At 71.7% G+C, this 19,571-nt stretch carries 21 protein-coding genes; 17 read left to right on the top strand and 4 right to left on the bottom strand.

The genetic code is table 11. The features are described from left to right. Nucleotide 1: 1 nt before the first annotated feature. From FGW31_RS34705 to FGW31_RS34690, 4 genes are all read right to left on the bottom strand, one after another. Nucleotides 2–1,474: a transcriptional regulator gene (locus FGW31_RS34705; RefSeq protein ID WP_142197601.1), complete on the bottom strand. Its 1,473-nt coding sequence runs from the start codon at nt 1,472–1,474 to the stop codon at nt 2–4. A gap of 1,108 nt (nt 1,475–2,582) precedes the next feature. Beyond that, the gene (locus FGW31_RS34700; protein ID WP_142197581.1) at nt 2,583–3,815 is read right to left on the bottom strand and encodes a tetratricopeptide repeat protein; all 1,233 of its coding nucleotides are present in this window, start codon (nt 3,813–3,815) and stop codon (nt 2,583–2,585) included. A gap of 236 nt (nt 3,816–4,051) precedes the next feature. After that, nucleotides 4,052–4,759 carry an AAA family ATPase gene (locus FGW31_RS34695; RefSeq protein ID WP_142197580.1) on the bottom strand — a complete coding sequence of 236 codons (708 nt, stop codon included), beginning with the start codon at nt 4,757–4,759 and terminating at the stop codon, nt 4,052–4,054. Further along, the gene (locus FGW31_RS34690) at nt 4,756–5,514 is read right to left on the bottom strand and encodes a GntR family transcriptional regulator (protein ID WP_142197579.1); all 759 of its coding nucleotides are present in this window, start codon (nt 5,512–5,514) and stop codon (nt 4,756–4,758) included. Before FGW31_RS34690 ends, FGW31_RS34695 begins: the two co-directional genes overlap by 4 nt. Before the next feature lie 334 nt (nt 5,515–5,848). On the opposite strand from FGW31_RS34690, the gene FGW31_RS34685 reads away from it, so the two are divergent. From FGW31_RS34685 to FGW31_RS34605, 17 genes are all read left to right on the top strand, one after another. Continuing rightward, a complete protein-coding gene (locus tag FGW31_RS34685) occupies nt 5,849–6,454 on the top strand; it encodes a hypothetical protein (protein ID WP_142197578.1) in 606 nt (201 codons plus the stop codon). A 250-nt stretch (nt 6,455–6,704) separates the two neighbouring features. Beyond that, nucleotides 6,705–6,962 carry a WhiB family transcriptional regulator gene (locus tag FGW31_RS34680; protein ID WP_142197577.1) on the top strand — a complete coding sequence of 86 codons (258 nt, stop codon included), beginning with the start codon at nt 6,705–6,707 and terminating at the stop codon, nt 6,960–6,962. A gap of 215 nt (nt 6,963–7,177) precedes the next feature. Further along, a complete protein-coding gene (locus tag FGW31_RS34675) occupies nt 7,178–7,369 on the top strand; it encodes a DUF5999 family protein (RefSeq protein WP_308432325.1) in 192 nt (63 codons plus the stop codon). Nucleotides 7,370–7,479: 110 nt separating this feature from the next. Next, nucleotides 7,480–7,854 (top strand): hypothetical protein, encoded by a 375-nt coding sequence (locus FGW31_RS34670; RefSeq protein ID WP_142197575.1) that lies wholly within the window; start codon nt 7,480–7,482, stop codon nt 7,852–7,854. A 138-nt stretch (nt 7,855–7,992) separates the two neighbouring features. After that, a complete protein-coding gene (locus FGW31_RS36030) occupies nt 7,993–10,260 on the top strand; it encodes a DUF2637 domain-containing protein (protein WP_142197574.1) in 2,268 nt (755 codons plus the stop codon). A gap of 209 nt (nt 10,261–10,469) precedes the next feature. Beyond that, nucleotides 10,470–10,946 (top strand): hypothetical protein, encoded by a 477-nt coding sequence (locus tag FGW31_RS34660; protein ID WP_142197573.1) that lies wholly within the window; start codon nt 10,470–10,472, stop codon nt 10,944–10,946. Continuing rightward, the gene (locus FGW31_RS34655) at nt 10,946–11,149 is read left to right on the top strand and encodes a hypothetical protein (protein ID WP_142197572.1); all 204 of its coding nucleotides are present in this window, start codon (nt 10,946–10,948) and stop codon (nt 11,147–11,149) included. Before FGW31_RS34660 ends, FGW31_RS34655 begins: the two co-directional genes overlap by 1 nt. A gap of 129 nt (nt 11,150–11,278) precedes the next feature. Continuing rightward, nucleotides 11,279–13,198 carry a hypothetical protein gene (locus FGW31_RS34650; RefSeq protein ID WP_142197571.1) on the top strand — a complete coding sequence of 640 codons (1,920 nt, stop codon included), beginning with the start codon at nt 11,279–11,281 and terminating at the stop codon, nt 13,196–13,198. Nucleotides 13,199–13,200: 2 nt separating this feature from the next. Then, entirely contained in the window at nt 13,201–13,737 is a 537-nt protein-coding gene (locus tag FGW31_RS34645) for a hypothetical protein (RefSeq protein WP_142197570.1), read from the top strand. 84 nt (nt 13,738–13,821) lie between these two features. Further along, nucleotides 13,822–14,691, top strand: a complete 870-nt coding sequence (locus FGW31_RS34640) for a hypothetical protein (protein WP_142197569.1) — start codon at nt 13,822–13,824, stop codon at nt 14,689–14,691. After that, nucleotides 14,688–16,127, top strand: a complete 1,440-nt coding sequence (locus FGW31_RS34635; protein ID WP_233452633.1) for a DNA/RNA helicase domain-containing protein — start codon at nt 14,688–14,690, stop codon at nt 16,125–16,127. Before FGW31_RS34640 ends, FGW31_RS34635 begins: the two co-directional genes overlap by 4 nt. Nucleotides 16,128–16,190: 63 nt before the next feature. Next, nucleotides 16,191–16,382 carry a hypothetical protein gene (locus FGW31_RS34630; RefSeq protein WP_142197568.1) on the top strand — a complete coding sequence of 64 codons (192 nt, stop codon included), beginning with the start codon at nt 16,191–16,193 and terminating at the stop codon, nt 16,380–16,382. A 108-nt stretch (nt 16,383–16,490) separates the two neighbouring features. Further along, nucleotides 16,491–16,964 (top strand): hypothetical protein, encoded by a 474-nt coding sequence (locus tag FGW31_RS34625; RefSeq protein WP_142197599.1) that lies wholly within the window; start codon nt 16,491–16,493, stop codon nt 16,962–16,964. A 116-nt stretch (nt 16,965–17,080) separates the two neighbouring features. Continuing rightward, the gene (locus tag FGW31_RS34620) at nt 17,081–17,893 is read left to right on the top strand and encodes a hypothetical protein (protein ID WP_142197567.1); all 813 of its coding nucleotides are present in this window, start codon (nt 17,081–17,083) and stop codon (nt 17,891–17,893) included. 263 nt (nt 17,894–18,156) lie between these two features. Then, nucleotides 18,157–18,579, top strand: a complete 423-nt coding sequence (locus FGW31_RS34615) for an RRQRL motif-containing zinc-binding protein (protein ID WP_142197566.1) — start codon at nt 18,157–18,159, stop codon at nt 18,577–18,579. A 19-nt stretch (nt 18,580–18,598) separates the two neighbouring features. Continuing rightward, a complete protein-coding gene (locus tag FGW31_RS34610; protein ID WP_142197565.1) occupies nt 18,599–19,024 on the top strand; it encodes an NUDIX domain-containing protein in 426 nt (141 codons plus the stop codon). After that, the gene (locus tag FGW31_RS34605; protein WP_142197564.1) at nt 19,021–19,314 is read left to right on the top strand and encodes a hypothetical protein; all 294 of its coding nucleotides are present in this window, start codon (nt 19,021–19,023) and stop codon (nt 19,312–19,314) included. The genes FGW31_RS34610 and FGW31_RS34605 overlap by 4 nt, the downstream gene beginning before the upstream one ends. Nucleotides 19,315–19,571: the final 257 nt, after the last annotated feature.

Here is a 19,571-nt window from a genome sequence, read left to right as displayed (position 1 = left end):
CCTACCGGCGTCCGTACGTCATCAGCGAGCTGCGGGCGCCGCTCGCCAGCTGCAGAGCGCGGCGCACCAGGTCGGCGCCGTAAAGCTGCTCCGCGGTCTCGCGGCCCATGGCGTCGACCGCCACGGTGATCAGCGAGGTGTCGCCGACCATCAGCCGCTGCCGGGCTTCCGCGCGGGCCTCGGCCACCACGTTGTCCTCGAGGCCGTCCACGCCGGACACCTCGGGCAGGGCCTCCGTGTCGGGCGCGGCAGCCTGGGGCTTGGGCCGGAACGAGGCGGCGAACGCCTCGTTGACCTGCCGCTGGACGGCGCGGCTGGTCGGGGCGTCCCAGTCGCCCTCGTAGCGCTCGGTGCGGGCGCGGACCTGCTGGATGCGGTGGCGGCGGGCGGCTTCCTGGGCACCGCGCCACTGCTCGACGGCGTCGGCCCGCTTGGCGGGGGTGTCCAGGACCGTCTCCGCACCGGCCAGCAGCACGGCGAGCAGACCCGAGCCACGGCGGACCCGGGCCGCCTCGCCGCGAAGGTGCAGCCAGCCCTTCACGTCGGTCACGGTCCATCCGGCATCAGCCACGCCCCGGGCCACCCAGGCGATCCGGGCCACAGAGCAGCCGCGCAGCCAGTCCAGCTCCTGGGTGAGCTCACGGGCCAGCTGGAAGCGGCGCCCGACGACGTTCAGCTTCCGGCGACCGCCGGCCTTCGCCTTGGACTTCTTCGGGGTGGGGGACTTGGCATCCCCGCTTGCGAGCTTGCTCTCAGGGGGGAAGGAAGTACCACCCGCAGAAGAAACAGTTGAGGTACCGACCTGCATTGGGGTGCAACGGGCCTCATCCGAAACAGCCGTCACAACCCCCTGCTCAGCACCCTTCCGGGCACCCCTCGCCGGGGCCTTCGACGACGTCTTCGAGCGCGGCTTGCGCACCTTCCGCGACGCCTTCTTCGCCAGCTTCGCCATCAGCTCCCGGCCGGACTCCGCGATCCCGGACGCCGCCCGCGTGTACGCCGGAGCGTCCTCGTCCCGCTGCACCGTGCGGATGCCGAGCGCGACGTCGAACTCCACCGGGATCATGCGCGCGAACTCGCTGGCCTGCGCCGGGCCGCCGGACACTCGCGTCCCCTTGACGATCCACGCGAGCAGCCCGGCCTCCCGCAGCATGCCCAGGTGGTACTCCACCGACCGCTCGGACAGGCCGGTGCGCCGCACCAGGTACTCGATCCCCGGACGGCACGGAAAGAGCTGCGCGAGCTCCTGGGCGACGCGCACGGTCGTCGCCCCGAAGGAACGCGGGCCGTGCGACCGGTGCCGCCGCGGCTTGTAGAGCCCGGACCCGGCGACCCAGTGGACCGCCTGCATCCACGAGTAGCCGTCGCCCGCGACCCGGCCCGACGACGTCGACAGCCACTGCGACGCCTCCGGCACGAACAGCACGGCGACCGCGTCGGCGTCGTCGGCCGCCGGTCGCGGAGCGGGCACCATCACGGCGGCCGGCGCCGCCACGGCGCTCACCGGCCCGCCCGGACGAACGAGAAAGAGATCATCCGGGCAGCCTTGCGCAGGCCGCCTGTGGACAGAGTTCGCGGAGCCGCGAGGACCCCGGTCCCTCCCGCCTGGCGGGCAGAAACTTCCGATCCCGTCCCGCCCCACGGGACGCAGCCCCAGAGCACCGCGGCGGCCGGCACCGCCAGGAGGACAGGGGTCCCCCTCTCGGAATAGGTGCGCCGAACCGGGGCCGGTGTGACACTCCAACCCCAAGAATCTTCGTGATTAATGCCGTGAAAAGGGCAAACAGGGGCAGCCGATCCCGTCACACGGGAAGCGTCGGAGGCTCGAATCAGGCCAAATCGGACACGGTCGAGCTGACAGGGGACACCGATCTCGTGCACTATGGCGGGGACACCAACCTTCATATGGATCGCCCCGACCGCGACCAGGCCCCTGCCAAGGGACCCGACCACGGCCGAGCGCTCTGTACGGACGGAGCCCCGAGCGCCGACGGCCTGCCAAAGCCGCCGGAACCCGGGGTGACGCTGGTGGCTCAACAGAGGCCCCCTGCCAAAGGGGCTCCTGGAGAGCCGGGGTGGCCCGCTTGCCAAAGCGGACCGGGTGGAACAAACCGCCTGCCAGGGCGGGGTTTTGCAGAGAAAACAGATCCAGCTCGATGAGCTGGAGCCCAGGACCGGCGCCAACCGGGGACTGGGCGGCCGACCTGTTGGTCGGCGAGACGGGCCGCGCGGGGCCAAGTGGATTGCACTCCACCTATCGGCGCGCGCGGCCGATGGCCGCTAGGTCATGGCCGACCCCCTCGAACACGAGAGCGGAGTCGGCGCATACCCAAATGCGGACCCGATGGCGTGATCGCATAGGTGAAACGGCACAGATACGCGTGCAGTTCCGCAGACGCGGGTAGTCTTCATCCCGCGATCACCTCCCATCAGGTGTCGCCCAAACGAGGCTTCGCCCCGTTCGAGAGCCCTGGGACCCTGCACGGTCCTGGGGCTTTCGCCGTTTCCAGTGATCCACAACCTAGCCCCATAACCGGACACAACCGTGGGACGAATTCGAGCAACGTCTGAGGCGCTCCCGGTCACTGGCCACCCCGCAGTTCGCGGAGGTGAGCGATGAACGCCTGGGCCTCGCTGGCATGGGCGTAGTGAGACTGAAGGGCTTGCCCGAGGTCGGCGGCCACCATCGCGAGCGACGGCAGGGACTTCCGGTCGCCGGCCAGGGCCTTCTCCCCGTACGCGAGCGCGGTGTCGAGGTCGCCTTCACGGGCCGCGACGACGCCGAGGGTGACCCGGGCCTCCGCGTTCCGCATGGGCGAGCGCTCCGTGCCGTCGAAGTCGGTCCCGGCCCGGATCACCTGGTTCGCGAGCTGCTCCGCGAGGCGGTTCTCCCCCACCCGGCGCAGGGCGTCCATCCGGTAGAAGTCGTACTTGCCCGGGTCGACGACGAAGTGGTCCTCGATGTTCTCCGGGTACGGCAGGCGCTCCAGGAGCTGACGCCCCTTGTCCAACGCCACCTCGGTCTGCGACCGGTCCCCCAGCCGCGCCCACGCCTTGGCCTGCTGCGCGTACAACTGCGCGGCCACGCTCTCGTTCGGCGCCACGGCGATGCCGGCCTCGGCGGCCGCGATGACGCCGCGGTAGTCGCCCCGGGTGAGAGAGAACCAGGCGCGCATCTCGTGCGCCCAGCCCTGCACGCTCAGCTCCCCAGCTTCCTGACCGAGCATCAGCGCGGCCTGCCGGGTCGCCTCCGCGTCGCGCGGGCGCCCGGAGTCGTACTCGACACAGCCCACCAGGAGCGCCAGCTTCCCGGCCAGGGCGACGATCTCGCGGTGCTGCGCCAGGCTGACCCGCTGGTGCTGGAGGCCGACGACCCGGGCGAGCCACGCCTTGCCCTCCATGAGTAGCTGGTCCGCAGGCATGTACGCGTACTCGCAGCACAAGCGGTCCGCCGTGATCCGTAGCGCGTCCAGCGTGGCGGAGTCGACGTCCGACGCACGCAGCCGCGCGATGATGTCCACGGTGTCCATGCCGCTGACCTGCAAGATTTCAGCGCGCCCGTCACGTCGGCCGCGCTCAGGGAAGAACGCGCCGGTGGTCGTGCCGAACACGGCGGCAATGGCGGATCGGTACTTCACGGGCTGCGCGTCGCCGGCCTCCCACCTCTTCCACTGCCTCAACAGGTCCTGCTCGCTCACGACCTGGTCCTCCGGGAGCCGGACCATCAGCGCGCGCACCGCGTCGGTCTGCGACCAGTCCCGAGCCGCGCGCTCCTCCACCATCCGGCGAGCCCAGTCAGGACGCTCGTCAACCATCGCGCTCCCCTTCCCCGTACGGTCCAGCGGCGCAGCCTGCGCCCCGACAGGGTGATGCCCGCGGAGCGGAAGCCGGCCCTTCTGCGGCCGAGCATGGCACGGCCCCTTGATCGCGCGGAGGTGACAAGTGGCGGTGACATTCCGAATGTCACCGGCGGATGTCACTTTCCGCAGCCGCAGGACCCGAGCACGGTCATGGTCATCAAGTGCCGGGAGCTGCGGGTGGGAGGTAGGAGTCAATGCGGGCCGCCATCCGCCGAACGTGCACGGTGGAGCTCCGTCAGCACGTGCTCCGGGTCGCCGTCGTACACGATGTGCTGCTCCTCCTTGGTCGGCGGACAGAAACGGCCTGCATGCCGAAGCAGATCCTCCTCGCTGAACTCGATGCTGTTCGGGTCGACCAGCGATTGCTCGTTGCGCTTCCGGATCCGGTCCCAGCGCACCTCGTGCGGTACAGGCAGGTAGATGAGAACGGGCTCGCCGCCGGCCTCCATCACGGTCGCTGTCCACTGGGCTCTCTCTTCGGGAGTCCAGAAGCCGTGGTCGATCACGGTGTCGTGTCCAGCCGCCAGAAGTTCCCGGAGCTCAAGGGCGATGTCCTTGAGTACGGGCGCTTCCCTGACCCGGAACTGCCCGCGGGGAAAGTCCCTGCCGTAGTGGCCGTAGCGCCGGAACATCTCCTCGTCAGGGCAGAGGCGTCGGAACCCGGCAGCCTCCAGGGCGCGGGCGAGGGTCGTCTTGCCAGCACCCTGCAGACCGGTCATGAGGATCCCGCGAGGCGCGGGACCGGGTCGGCCGGACAAAGCGGCGGAGATGCGCGTGATTTCGGATCGTCCTTCCAGCGTGAGGGTGTCGGTGCGCTCCGCTCGAAGGAGCTGACCGAGGCGGCCTTCGAGGCAGGCGACGAGCGTGTCGTCAAGGACGGCGGCGTTGCGGGTGGTCACCGCTGGACCTCCGACGTCGTGCGCCGGGTACGGCCCGGAGCCCCCAGGTCCACGCCGTACTCCAGCAGCTCGCCGTCGGCGTCCAGGAAGCGCGCGGTCAACACGAGGATCGCCGCGACGGTGCCGGCCTCCAGCTCCAGGAGCTCGAGGTCGTGCTTAGTGGCGATGCGCGCCGTCTCCTCGTCAACGCGTTTCACGACCTGGCGCCCCGTGGCCCGAGCGATCAGGTCCAAGGAGAGGCCGCCCTTGAGTCGCTCGCTTTGGGCCAGCTCGGGTACGGCCTGGGCGAATTCCGCCGGGATCCAGGACGTCGAGTGGGAGACGATGCCATGACCATCCCGGTAAACGCGGCTGCGACGAATCACATCGTCACCAGGCGAAATGCCCAGCGCGTGAGCGACGTCCTCCGGTGCCGCGACTATCCCGGCGGTGTGGCCGGACGACTTCTCGCCCACGCCCCACGAGGACTGAGTCCTGCTGCTGCGGTCATGGCGTTCGGAGCCGGAAGCCAGCGAGATCGGGCGCGCCATGACCTCGGTGCCGACGCCGGGGATGCCCCGCACGAGCTTCTCTTCGCGCAGCACCCTCATCGCCCGGTCGGCGGTGGCCGTGCTGACGTCCCACTCCGTGGCCAGCGCCTTGATGCTGGGCAGGAGATCGCCGGGCGACAGCTCCCCGGAGCTGATCAGGTCGCGGTAGTGGCCCGCGATGCGCGCGTACGGCGGCCGGTTGTCGGCTCGGGGTGGCCCGGACATCTGCCTTCGCCTCCTTCGATTTGCATCTGATTGCCTCACTATACCGCTTGACACAAGCGGGCATCTGATGCAACCTGATGTATGTAAGACGTCGGTGATCCTCCGGGAGCACCGAGTGAGCACCACAGCAAGACCGCAGTAGTCGTCCGCCTTCGGGTGGCCGGGGTCGAGAGCTCCACCAAACTCCCCCGGGCCTAACAGCGCGACCACTGCGCGCACGTCACAGCGCTGTGCGCTGTCTGTCCTGCGGGGCGCCGGCCTCGTGCCGCGCGGCCTGGAGGGCGGAGAGAGCACCGCGACGCGCCCCCTGCCACTTCGCTCGTGAGGAGTTCCCATGTCGGCTTCCACCCTTGAGCGCACCGCCCGACCCCGTAAGAGCCGGACCCGCTCCCGGAGCGTCAACGGCCGCCCGGCGCTCGTCATCTCCACCCTCCTGCCTCACCAGTACGACCTGCGCCCGGCCTCCGCGTCGCTGATCTGCCCCGACTGCAAGACATGGGTTCCGATCACCGGCATCCAGGCCAAGCAGCAGAAGCTCGTCCCGCACGACACCGGCCGTGCATGGAAGGACGCGGCGGTCCGCTGTCAGGGCAGCAACCGCCTGGTGCGCGTCGACGTCGCGTTCGAGGTGTGGCAGAAGCGCCTGGAGGACGGGGCCGCGGAGACCGCCGCCCGCCGTCGGACCACCGTGCGGCGCAAGCCGAAGGTCGAGTCGGCCCCGGCCGTCAGCCAGATCGCCGCCCGGCGGCAGGCGCCGGCGGAGAAGCAGCGCGCCGCCGGCCGTCCGCTGTGGCTGCTGCGCAAGGAGCAGTGGGCGTCGGCCGAGCAAGCGGTTCGCGACGCCGACACCCTCCGTGCGCAGCTGCCCGACGGTGACGCGCCGCTGGGCGCGCCGCCGGTGCCGCTGAAGACGCTTCACCCGCAGCGCCGCGTCAGCTGACCTGCTTCAGACGATCGACCACGGCCCCGGCCGCCCCGAAAACAGGGGGCGGCCGGGGCCGTGGCTGCTCGTACGGCAGCGACTCCCCAATTGGGGAGTGAACGCGACAGCCCCGAGGAGTAGGGCCCTCGAGGCTGTCCAGGACCTGACTGGAGGACCTGATGCAGCACAGCATCGCACGGAACGAGGGCGACTCGGACCCGATCATGGACGAGGCCCTGCGCCGCGTCCGGCAGGGGAAGTGATCGGGATGGACTGGCGCCACAACGCGGTCTGCCGCGAAGAAGACCCCGAGCTGTTCTTCCCCATCGGCAACACCGGCCCGGCCCTCCTGCAGATCGAGGAGGCCAAGGCGGTCTGCCGCCGCTGCCCGGTCATGGAGCAGTGCCTCCAGTGGGCGCTGGAATCCGGGCAGAACGAGGGCGTCTGGGGCGGCCTGTCCGAGGACGAACGCCGCGCGATGAAGCGCCGCGCCGCCCGCAACCGGGCCCGGAACGCGCAGAGCTGACCCGCCGTACGGGACGGCATCTGAAGTTCCAGCCCGCAGCACGCTGTTCCACCAGGGCGGTCGCCCGCCGTACGGGCGGCCGGTCTTTCGCACGCCTCCAGCCCGGGAGAGCCTCGGGCGTTGCTTCCCCGCGAGGAGAGCTCATGCGACGCAGCACTCACCCCGACACCACGACGACCGCCACCGCCAGCACGGCCCGGCGGCTGCCCACGTCGCTGTGCACGCACACGCCGCCGTGCCCGACGGCCGACAGCTCGGACAGGGAGGCCGCGCACACGGTGGCCGCCCACCCGGAGCAGGGCTGGAGCCTGCTGTGCAACGGCGTCCTGCTGTTCGAGGACACCGGGGAGCTGCTCCCCGACGGCAAGGTCGTCGCCCCTCACCGGCCCCTCACGGTCGTGGCCTGACTGACGGCTGCCTGATCCGCCCGCACCGACCACCGCGAACGCCGGCGGCCGGGTCGGGCGGTGACGGGGAGCCGGACAGCCCGGTCCGTACGAACGACGAGGAGCACCCGATGACCTCCTTCTCCACCCAGGCCGCCACGACGTCGACCAACTTCGCGGTCGACGACTACGTGCTGTACCGCGACCCGGGCATGTTCTGGCGCGGCGAGGCGGGCAACACGTTCGTCTGCCGCGTCGCCCACGTCGAGCGGTACACCAGCGGCAAGCTCCGCTACCTGCTCGCCCCGGTGACCGGCGGCCTGATCCGCGACGTCCAGGGCGACTACATGCGGCTGCTGCCGCCGATCGACGCGATGCGCGACATCGACACCGCATCGCTGAACAGCGAGGGCGCCGCCGACACCATGACGTCGGCCGCGATGGCCTGGCTCACCCAGCAGCACACGACGGCCAACCGCCGTCCGGAGCTGCCGCCGCAGTCCTGACCCCGTACGCAAGACGGCCTCCGGGTCCTCGGCATTCGAGTTGCCGAGGCCCCGGAGGCCTGGTCACGACCCTACCGACCGCCGCAGATCCACGGTGCCCCTTCCACGGAGGCGCCCGAGATTAGAGAGGACACCCCCGTGGCCCCCAAGACCACTTCGCGCCGCAGCAGGCGCCAGCCCGCGGGTAAGGCCCGGACCGGGCGGGCCAAGGCGTCACCGCCGGCCGTCGTGCCCGCCCAGGCGGAAGCCCTCGCGACCGAATCCCCGGCGCAGGAGCCCGAGTCCCCCGCCGTACCGGTGATCCTCCCCGAGGCCGACCCGGTCCTGGCCGACGCGCACGACCGTGCCGCTGACCTCCGGGACCAGGCCGCCACCCACGCCGCCGGCCTCCTGGACGCTGCCCGCGCCGAGGCCGCCACCATCGTCGAGGACGCCAGCGTCGAGCGGGCCCGCGTCCTGGCCGACGCAGAAGAGGCCGCCGACCAGGCGCGTACGGACGCGGAGGCGAAGGCCGAGCGGCTGATTGCCGACGCGCGCGGTGAGGCAGACGCCCTCATGACGGCGGCGAACGGCAAGGCCGACCAGGTGCTGGCCGCCGCGGAGGAAGACGCCGACCGGGTGCGTACGGAGGCTGCGAAGACCGCGGCCGCCGACGCGGAGCAGGTCCGCGCGGACGCGGAGGCGAAGGCCGAGCAACTGCTCGCCGACGCCCGCCGCGAGGCCGACCAGGTCCTGGCCGCCGCTCGCCGCCAGGCGGAGGAGGTCATCACTACGGCGACCACCGAAGCCGACCGGGTCCGCGCCGACGGCGAGCGGGCAGCCGCGAAGGTCCTCGGCGACGCGGAGGCGAAGCGCACCGAGCTGCTCGCCGAGGCGGAGCGCACCGCAGCGGAGATCCGCACCCGCGCCACGAAGGACTCCGAGCAGGTCCTGGAGCGGGCCCGCAGCGAGGCCGACCGGATGCGTGAGAGCGCGGATGACCAGGCCGCGCAGGTGCGGGCGGGCGCTGAGAAGGCTGCTATCGGCCTTCGGCAGGACGCCGAACGTGCCCTGGCCGAAGCCCGCGCCTCCGCCGAGGAGTTGCGGGCCGCCGCCGAATGGGATGCTGTCCGGCTGCGCGAGCAGGCGGAGAAGGAAGCGGAGACAGCCCGGGAAGCGGCGGTCAAGGCCGCCGCCGACCAGGCCGCCGCCGCGCAGGCCCGCGCTGAGGGCGAGCGCATCCTCACCGAGGCGACGCAGCGCACCGTGCAGCGGGCCCGTCACCGGCAGATCCGGACCGAGTCGCGCGCCGCGCGCCGCAAGGCACGGGCCGATGCTCGACCTGAAGGTGGTGTGCCGCCGCTGTCCGGGCAGGAACTGGTGCTGGTCGTCGCGATCGTCCTCGCGGCTGCCGTCGTCTCTACCCTCGGGCTGCTCTCCTCCTACACCGCGCTGGAGACCAAGGCGGCCGGGTGGGGCTGGGAGTGGCCGTGGCTGCTGCCGGTCGGCATCGACGTCGCCATCCCCGCGTTCACCGGCGCCAACCTGGTCCTGATCCGCATGGGCATGGAGCTGCGCTGGATCCGCTGGGTGCCCCGGGCGCTGACGGCGGTGACCGTCTACCTCAACTGGAACGCCTCGGACAGCACCTCGGGGCGTCTGGGGCACGCGGCCCTCACCCTGCTGTGGGTCGTCTTCTCGGAGATCGCCTCCCACGTGTACGCGACGCGGATTGGCGCGGTCACCGGCAAGAAGCGGATGGAGACGGTGCGGCGCTCGCGCTGGATCCTCGCTCCGATCCCCACCGCCCGGCTTCGCCGCCGGATGATCCTGTGGGAGATCACCTCCTACGACGAGGCGCTCACCCGCCTCCAGCAGGAGACCTGGCTGCGAGCGCGGCTGCGCGAGGAGCACGGCCTGCTGTGGCGGTGGAAGGCTCCGCTGGAGCAGCGGATGACGCTCAAGCTCGGCTCCGCGCCCGCCGCGCTCGCCGACACGCTCACCCCCGACGACGCTCACACCATCGAGCGCGTCGAAGAGAGCGGCGACGCTCACGACGCTCACCCGGAGATGAGCGCGCTCACCTCCGGGGACGCCGACGGTGAGCGTGAGCGTCCGGCGCTCACCCGGGGCGCTCGCGCCAGTGAGCGCCCCGATGGCGACGACGACGCTCACCGAGCGGATGGCCATCGCACGCGCAGCGAGACGGACGCGCTCACCGAGCGCCGCCACGACCGCATCCGTCTCCTCTACACCGAGCTCGGGCGTCGCCCTCAGTGGACGGAGATCCGCGACGCGCTCACCGAAGCGGGCCTGTCCGACGAACCCGTCTCCCGCCCGACCGCCCAGCGCCTTCGTCAGCAGGTCGAGGAGAGCGCCCAGGACGCTCTCGTGGGCGCGAAGGTGAGCGCCCCGGCGAGCGCCTGAGCGTCCCCGCCCCGGCACAGCACCTGCCGCTCATGGTCGCCCCCGGCCCCGCACGCCCACGCTCCCGAGCGTGAGCGCGGGGCCGGTGACGGCCACGGCCGGCAGGCCACTTCACCCGCACCCGCGCCCCGAGCACGGATGCGGCGGGCCAGGCCCGCACCTAACCACCAGCCCGCGCACCAGCGGATCGCACCGAGGAGAAAACGCTGATGACGACCGACGACAAGCCGTCACGCAAGGGCGTGTGGACGCCCGACCTGCTCGCCGAAGGCCCCGAGAAGCGGCGTGTGTTCATCGAGCAGCGCAGGCAGTACCTCGCACCGCTGCTCGCGGAGATGAAGGCGCTGGCCGGAGAGCTGGACGCGGACATCGCCGAGCGTCCGGCCCTGTACGGCGACCTGCCGTGGTCCCGCTACCTGCGGGCGCGCAAGACGATGAAGCCCTTCACCGAGGCCGTCGCCGACCTGGAGAGCTTCATCGAGCACCTGACCCAGTACGCCGCCCGGTACAAGGCCAACTACGAGGAACTGCCGGAGCAGCGGGCCGAGAAGCAGGCCCACAAGGAGCGGGTCGCGGAGCTGAAGGCGGGCAAGGCGCAGCCGCAGATCGAGGCCCCGCCGGCCCGGGAAGCGGAATCCGCCGTCGACCCGTCGCCGTTCTTCTCGCACCTGAAGAAGACGGGCTGATGCCGGGGAAGGACCCCGCTCGCTCGAAGCGGCTCCAGGCGGAGCTGTGGGCCCCTCGGATCAACGCTGCCGAGGGGCACCGGGCGCGCGTCATCGTCCTGATCGACATGGCGCGTGCCCGGCTTTCCGAGGACGACCCGATGTGGGAGCCGCTGGCCAAGCAGCTCGGCCAGTACCTCGAGAAGGCCCTCGAGGAGCGGTGACTCTACGCGTTCAACAATCAACGCCGAATCCAGAGAATCCGGCGGACCGGCTGTCGCCACACGCGCGCGTGACGCGCGCGCTTACGCGAGGAATCTGGTTACGTCAAGTAGTCAACAGGAGATAGGCCGATGGCCGACGACGACCGGGGCGCGGATGTCCTGACGCTCCCGACTTTCAACCTGTCGCCGCCCGGATCGACTCCGGACGACGACGATGTCCCGGGCCTGCCGGAGCCGCCGAGCACGGCTCCGCCGCCCGACTTCTCGCTGCCCTTCCACGTGCCCGACGGCGAGGAAGACGGCAGCGACCACGACCCCGACAACGTGGCCGGGGAGATGATCGCCAACGCCGTAAGCGGAACCGGGACGCCGGCCCGTGCGACGGCCTCGATGGCGATGGTCACGATGGCGGCGATCGCTGTCGCGGCGATGCGCGGCACGTGGTCCATGGCGGCCTACCTCAAGGCGCGCCGTGAGCACCACGACGCCGTCGCCGACAAGGCGCGCGAGGCGGCCGACAAGCAGAAGGTCGCCAACGCGGAGAAGGGCGCGAAGAACCGTGTGCAGCCGGGTCCGGAGTTCGGGCGTGGCGCGGCGAAGGGCGGCGGCCGGGGTGCCGGCGGCGGGTCCGGGTCGGGCTCGGGCGGCGGTGGCCGCGGAACCTTCGGGCAGAAGGGCGCAGCCAAGGGCTCGACTGGCAACGCCTCAGCCGGGGCTGGCGGGCGCGGCACGGGAGCGAAGGGTCCGAAGGGATCGGGTTCCGCCAACGGTTCGGTCGGCGGCCGGCGCGGGTCCAACAACTCCGGCTCGTCCGGCTCGGGTTCTACGAGCCCTGGAAGCAAGGGTTCGAAGGGGTCGACCGGGTCGTCCGACAGGTCCGGCTCCCGGGGATCGGGCGGCAGCTCGTCGAAGAAGCCGGGCACGCTTGGGCAGATGGCGCTGAACCGCCAGAAGCGCAAGGCCGATGAGGCGAAGGCTCAGCGGCAGGCGGCGGCCGATGAGCGCAAGGCCGATCTCGCCGACCGGGCCGCAGCACGCAAGCAGGCCGAGAAGGACGCGGACGCCCGCCGCCAGCGGAAGGCCGAGCGGCGGAAGGCGAAGCTCGAACGCGCGAAGGCCGGCGGCTCGGACAAGGGCTCCAAGAAGGACGACAAGGCGAAGGCGGGCAAGGACGACGCCGAGAAGGTCGACCTCAAGAAGAAGCCCAAGGCCGACGACAAGGGCGACGGCGACGGCACGTCGACCACGCCGAAGACGTCCACGAGCGGTACGGCGAAGAGGCGGAAGGCGCGCTGGAGGAAGCGCCCGTGGAAGCGCCGCAGCGCCCGCAGGAAGCCCGGAGACGGCGCTCCTGGGGGGAAGCAGCGTCGCACCAGTCGTACGGGCCGCAGCGGCCCGTCTGAGAGCGTCGGGAGTATGCCCGGCGGCGACGGCGAGTGGCTCAAGCCCCCGCCCGGCTGGGACGTCTCCTACTCCGTGACGATCGAGCGCGAGCCGGCGCGGAGCAGGCCCTCCGTGCGGCGCCCGGCAGAGATCGGGACCGGGCAGAAGGGCCTGCCCGCCGGTAAGGGTGGTGAGGTCACGCCGACGCGCACCGAACCGAAAGAGAGCCCCATCGTGATGGGAACCGCAGCAGCGGTCGGTGAGATCGGCGACACCCAGTTCGTCGACGCCGACCTGACCGTGTACGACCTGATCGACTCCGACGAGGAGATGGGCGAGCAGATCCTCGCCGGGGTCGACCACATGCGGCTCGTCGCCTCCAAGTGCGACGGGCTCAAGAACGGCCTGGAGAACCTCTACGCCACCTGCGTGGAGAAGAAGGTCCCCGGCGTCCTGGTCAAGTGGTGCATCCGCTTGATGGAACGTGCCGGGAGCGTGCAGGACAAGGCCGAAGCGCTCGCCGAGTCCCTGCCGCGCGCGTCCGAGGCGATCCTCACCGCGCGGGACACCGCGATCGAGGCCGACAAGCGCCGCGCCGACGCGGTGAAGGACGCGGGCCACGTCGCTCCGGCCGCGCGCGAGTACCACGACCGAAGCGGGGTGTGAGCATGAGCGAATCGGAAGCCATCGAGCCCACGAGCGTGCAGACGGGCGCGGAGGTCGCCGCGTCCGGCGGCCCGGACCTTCCGGCCCCGGCGGGCGAGCACAACGACGCGCCGGCCGACGGCGGTGAGCTCGCCCCGGTCAGCAGCGGGCGGATCGTCGACGTCATCGCCGACGCGCTGACGTTCACGCTCGTCATCGCGCGCCTGGCGGTCGCCGCGGTCGCGATGCGGATGCTGTCGCAGGCCGTGAAGGGCGCCTACTCGTACGTCGAAGGCTGCGCGAAGCAGGTCGACCACCTGGCCGACGTCGCCGCGAGCCTCGCCGTCGACGACACGGTCACCTCCTCGCACCACGACGCCGCGGGCGTCATGCGGGAGTCCCTGGCCCTGGCCGACGCGCTGTCCGCCGAGGCGGCCGAGATGTCGACCGAGTTCGACAACGCGGCCCGCGACCACGAAGCCGACTACGGCACCGTCAACGAGGCGATGCAGTCCGGCCCGTACGACGTCGCCGAACGCGAGTGGTACAGCAACCGCTGACCCAACCCTCCCTCCCCTGCCGAAGGCGCCGACCCGCTCACCGGGTCGGCGCCTTCACCTATCCCCTGGAAAGGAGCGCCGCCGATGCTGCGCGCGTACTTCGGATCCGCCATCGACACCGCCCAGCGCGCGGGCTCCGCCCTCGCCCTGGGTGTCGGCCGGATCGCCACCATCGCGGGCGCGGGCGCGGCCGGCGCCGGGCTGTTCATCGACCAGCCGACCGTTCCGGCGCTCGTCACGACGGTCGCCCTCGGCGTCGGGGGCGCGTTCCTGTCCCCGCGCCTGGTCACCTCGCACCCGCAGAAGCGGCCGATCGCGACGTTCCTGTACCTGACGCCGCACGGGTTCCTGTCCTCGATCCTGATCGCCGAACTCGTCGCGACGAGCACCCAGGCACGGCTGATCGAGGGCGGCGCCGTGCTGCTGTGGACGGCCGGCGTGTGGTGGCTGCGCCCGGCGGCCCTCGGCAAACGCGTCGCGAAGTGGAACATCGACCCCGAGCCCGAGGTCGCCGAGGAGACCGACGGCGGCGAGGAGCCCTCGGCCGAGGTCGCGGTCGCCGAGGACCTGCCCGACGACCCCGCCGCCCGCTGGTGGGCGATCCACGCGGCGAAGGACGGCGGCGTCGCCCCCGACACGACGATCATCGGCATCGAGCGGATCGAGGACGGCCGTCGCGTCGCCGTGGCGCTCGGCTCGAAGACACCGGGCGAGCCCGTGCCGGAGATCAAACTGCGCCGCCTGTCCGCGCTGATGAACCTGCCGGTCTCGCTGCTGGAGGTCCAGGACATCCCCGGCTACGGCGCGGGCGTCGCGATGCTGCTGATCGGGCCGAAGCCCGAGGCGTCCATCGCCGACGAGGACGTGTGGGCCGAGATCAGCCGCACCGCGCTGCCCGGCGTGCAGCTGGTGGAGGTCAACGAGTACGACCTGTCGAAGGAGCTGAACCCGTGACGTCGCCGGCGACTCTCGCGAAGAAACACGTCGAAGAGAAGAAGGTGATGCGCGAGTACATCCTGCGCACCCGCCCCGGCGGGGTGAAGGGTGTCGACCACGACGCGCTGTGCGACCTCCTGGAGGTCGACGACCCCAGCCGCGTCATCTTCGAGCAGGGCCGCGGCCGCGAGGCCGTCGTCCGGGTCTTCCCCGTGAACCCGCTCGCCACCATGCGGGCGATCACGCTCGAAGACCTGACGATGGATGAGAACGGCTGCATCCGGATCGGCTCGTACTACGACGGCGAGCCGCTGCGGATGCGGGTGCACGACCCCGAGACCGGCAACGCCCAGCGCATCATCATCTTCGGCACGACCGGCGCCGGAAAATCCAGGGCCTTGCAGGCGTTCCTGATCGCCTGCAAGCGGGCCGGCATCGTCGTGCACCTCGCCGACCTCAAGGGCGGCCAGTCCGTCCCCGAGGCCCAGGGCAACGTCGCCACCCACGTGACGGAGCTGAAGGAAGCGATGGGCCTGCTGCGGGCCGCCGTCGCGAAGGCGGAAGCCCGGTTCAAGAAGTACGCCAAGCTGGGCCGGTCCGGCTTCCTCATCAACGACCCCGACCCGCTCGAGTACGTCGTCATCGACGAGGCGAACCGCCTGCTGGAGAAGGGCAGCCCGTTTCGGGCCGAGGCCGCCAAACTCATCAAGGAGATCGGCCGGACCGGGCGCAGCGTCGGCATCGGCATCGTCCTGGCCGCCCAGGCCGGACACCTCGACGAGCTCGGCGGCAGCGACACGCTGAGGGCCATGCTCAAGGAGGGCGAGGTCATCCTGCTTCGCTGGTCGTCGCAGATGATGCAGGCCCTGGTCTCCGACGGCCTGCTGCCCTCCGGGGAGAACCTCCAGCCGATCCTCAAGGAGATCGGCCGCGTCCGGCGCATCCGGCGCTGGGACGACCGCAAGGACGCCGGCGGCACGAAGGTCAACAGCCAGGGCATGTGCTACCACCTGACCTCGCACCGGCCGTCCTCGATGGCGCGCTTCTTCCTGGTCGGCTCGCTCAAGCCCCACAAGGGACACGACCCCGCGATCCGCGCCCTGTACGGCAGCGAGCCCCCGCCCGGCGAGCCGCTCCGGCTCATCTTCCCGCCGCCGAAGGAGGGCAAGGCAGGCTCGGGCGGCGCCGATCCGGATGACGCGGGCCTGGAGTACGCCGAGGGTGACGAGCCCGAGCTGGAGGCGATGCCGGCGATGCCGAAGACCAATGCCCAGCGCATCCTCGCAGCCCTCGAGGACGGCCCCCTGTCCGAGGCCGACCTGTTCGATGCGCTCGGCAACGACGGCGGCAAGGACGTCAAGCCCGGGTCCATCCGCACCACGATCAGCAACCTGCGCCGTGAGGGGCAGCTCGCCCCCAAGGACGCATCCGGGCTGATCAGCCTCCCCCAATGAGCACCGGCCCCGGACAGCAAGCGTCCGGGGCCTACCTGCGATCCCTGAAGGAGTCTTCTCGCCGTGGCCCTGACCGTCTCCCTGGTCGTCCTCGCCGGAATCGCCGTGCTGGTCCTGCTGCGTACCGGCTACCTGCGGATCTGGCCCGCGCTCGCCGCCGTGCTGTTCGGCTTCACCCTCGCCTCCACCGGCATCGCCCCCGCCATCAGCGGCGCGATCAGCAGCGTCGCCGGATGGATCAGCCAGCTCGGATAAGCCCACCCCGCTCCCCCACCCTCGCGCCCTCCCCGCCGCCCGGCAGGGAGGGCGCCCTCGTCCCGAACGGAGAACACCGTGGACTTCCACCCCACCGCCGGCCGCCCGATGTCCGACTCCGAGGCCGCCGCCGAAGCCAGGCGGATCATCGAGACCGAGTTCCGCACCCAGCAGCCGGTCCGCCAGTTCGAGACGTCGTTCCGCGACGACTCCCCGCTGCCCCGCTACGGCGACACCCCGCCCGTGAAGCAGGACGACCGCCGGATCGTGCCCGCCTGGGCGGCCGGGATCGCTGTCGCCTCCATCGGCGTCGGCGCCGGGGTCACCGGCATCGGCTGCGGCGCCTGGCTCGTGCTCCAGGGCCTGGCCTCCGTCACGCTCGCCGGGGTGCTCATGGCGACCCTGCCGTTCGCGGGCATCGCGATGGTCGCCACCGCGATCGGCGGCGCGATCAGCAAGGCGCGGTCCGCCGTCACGAAGACCGTGTACGAGGGCCCGGTCACCCAGCACACCGAGATCCACAACAACAGCAGCACGCGCGGCATGTTCTTCGCCCGCACCCGCAACGACATCCACCGCTGACCTCGGGCGCCCTGCGTCGTACTCGAACACCGCTCGCACCGGGACGGAGTCGAGTACGGGGCAGGCCGCCCGCAGCAGCGTGCGCCGTCCGTCGCCCCTCGAAGGAGAAGCCGACCGTGACCGACCACAACGACCGCTCCCAGATCCCCGGCCAGCGCCAGCAGTCGCCGGCCGACGGTACCCAGCTCCGCAACCTCCTCCCCGCCCAGTTCACGCCGCAGCTCGGCGAACCCGACGAGCAGCAGACACGGCTGACCGCCCTGCGCGAGTGGTGGGACGACGCCTGGAACGACGGCGGCGTGCTGCACGACCGCTGGGAGGACCTGCGCCGCGCGCCGGAACTCGGCTGGCACGCCATGGCGAACTGGGTGAAGGCGGCGCTCGGGCTCGCCGGGGTGTGCGCCGTCCTCATCCTGCTGGACGGCGCGACCGACGTCCTGGCCGACGCGCTGCGCCGTTTGCTGACCGCCGTGCCCCGCGTTCAGGTCGGCGCCGACACCTCCACCGGCGTCTTCGCCGTGGTCGACCAGCCGATCCGCACATACATCGCAGCCCACTCCGCCGCGCTGCCGATCAGCGCCTCCACCGTCTACACCCTCTGGCAACTGGTCGGCATCTTCGGCCTGGTCGGCGGCTTCTTCCGCAGCAGCGGCGCCCGCCTCACCTGGACCGCATGGGGCGCGGCCAGCATCGCCATGGTCTGGGACGCCGCTCCCGACGAAGGCCGCACGATCGCCACCGGGCTCGCCGTCCTCGCCTGGACCGCCGCCTCCACCCTCGCGCTGCGCGGACTGACCCTGCGCCCGGCGTTCTTCACCCACATCCACAACGCCGGTCACCAGAACGAGCCGCACATCCACCTCCCCTCCCCCGCCGCCCCGTCGGCAGGCGACACCCCCAACAACGTGCATCCGCTGCAGAAGCGCTGATCCGGTCGCTCCGCCTGGCCCTCGCCCGCCCCGCATTCGGGGTTGGCGAGGACCGGACAGGCCGCCCGGCCGCACGCCTCACCCCTTCCGCCCCGTCGACGGTCCCCCGCCGGCGGGCGTAGCACTGCCCGCCATCAACCCTGTTGGAGGACACCCGTGCTCATCCCCCGCCCGCGCCGCCGTATCGGGCGCCCCCGGCCGCAGCGCCCCGGCCCCCGCTACCCGCAGCGCCCCGACCGGCTGCCCGGCGCCTGGAGCAGGTGATGGACGGCCAGGACGAGGACCTGGTCGACATCGACCCGCACGACCCCGGCGACGGCACGCTGCCGGTCTTCCGGTGGCGCCAGGCCGGCCCCGGGCTCGCGACCCGCCGCCAGTTACGGGACATGGGCATGCGCCCCGGCGGCCAGGAGCCCGTCGCCCGGATCGAATGCCGTGGCGGCAAGCGCTTCGCGTGGCTGTACCGGATCGACCTGGCGAAGCCCAAGCGGCCGATGACGCTCGCGAAGGAGGCCGCGCTCGACAAGGCGATGGCCAAGCGCCAGACCTGCGGCACCTGCGGCCGGCGCTACTACCACTGCATCCCCTTGAAGACCTTGGGGTCCTGCCTGGAGTGCTACGACGGCACGCCTGCTGACCCCACCTCCTACATCGCTCCCCCGGCCAAGCACCTGCTGGCCGCCTGATCCGAGAGGACACCAATCCATGACCGACACCACCGACACCACCGACGAGGCGATTCGCTACACCGCCGACGTCGTCCTGCTCGCCGCCGGCCACGTGCTGCTGATCGAGCGCGGTTGGGACCCGTACGAGGGCTGCTGGGCGCTGCCCGGCGGTCATGTGGACGCCGGAGAAACGAGCGTTGTCGCCGCCGCGCGCGAGCTCGAGGAAGAGGCCGGTATCGCTGTTCCGGTCGCGGACCTGCGGCAGGTGGGCGCCTTCGACGCCCCCGGCCGCGACCCGCGCGGCCGGTACGTCAGCGTCGCCTACACGGCCACCCTGCCCGCGCCCGTTCCGCCGACGGCAGGAGACGACGCCACCGCCGCCCGCTGGTGGCCCCTGGACGCGCTCCCCGACCTCGCGTTCGACCACGCCGACATCCTCGCCGCCGCCGCAGCCCTGACGTGACCACCCGCCGCCTGCGCGTCGCCCTGCTGCTGGCCACCGCCGTTCCGCTCACTGCGGCGACGGCCGCCGCCGCGCTCAGGGCCGGCCACCTCAAGTTCTACGTCGACCGGCACCGCATCGAGCTGACGCCTCAGCCCCGCCGCTCCTGCCCCGACTGCCGGGGCGACGGCGGCTGGTGGGTCGACGGCGCGAACCCGGAGATGGGGGCGTGCGGCTGCTGGGCGAACCGGCCCACCTGGCGCATCCGGCTCCTGCCCGTCCCGGCCTGGCCGGACGAGCCCTCGTTCTGAACGACCCGACCCCGGCCGGTGCGGCCGGGGTCGGTCCTCGGGCGGCCGCGCATCGGCAAAGGGCCGGCCGCCCGCTCCTTCACCCTTCGAGATCAGGAGAAATCCAGCATGACGCATCGCCCCGCCGTCTTCGCCGCCCTGCTCGGACTGACCCGTGCCGGGAGCGCCCTCGGTGACTACTGGGTTAACGCGGCGAAGGTCGTGTCCACCTTCCCCGGTGTCTCGGTTCCCAGCACGAAGTTGATGTTCAGGGCGAA

Origin of the sequence: Streptomyces calvus, assembly GCF_006782915.1 — a bacterium.
GTDB classification, from domain to species: Bacteria; Actinomycetota; Actinomycetes; order Streptomycetales; family Streptomycetaceae; genus Streptomyces; species Streptomyces calvus.
Note: the sequence above shows the minus strand (reverse complement) of the source record. Positions and strands in the feature narration are given on the sequence as shown.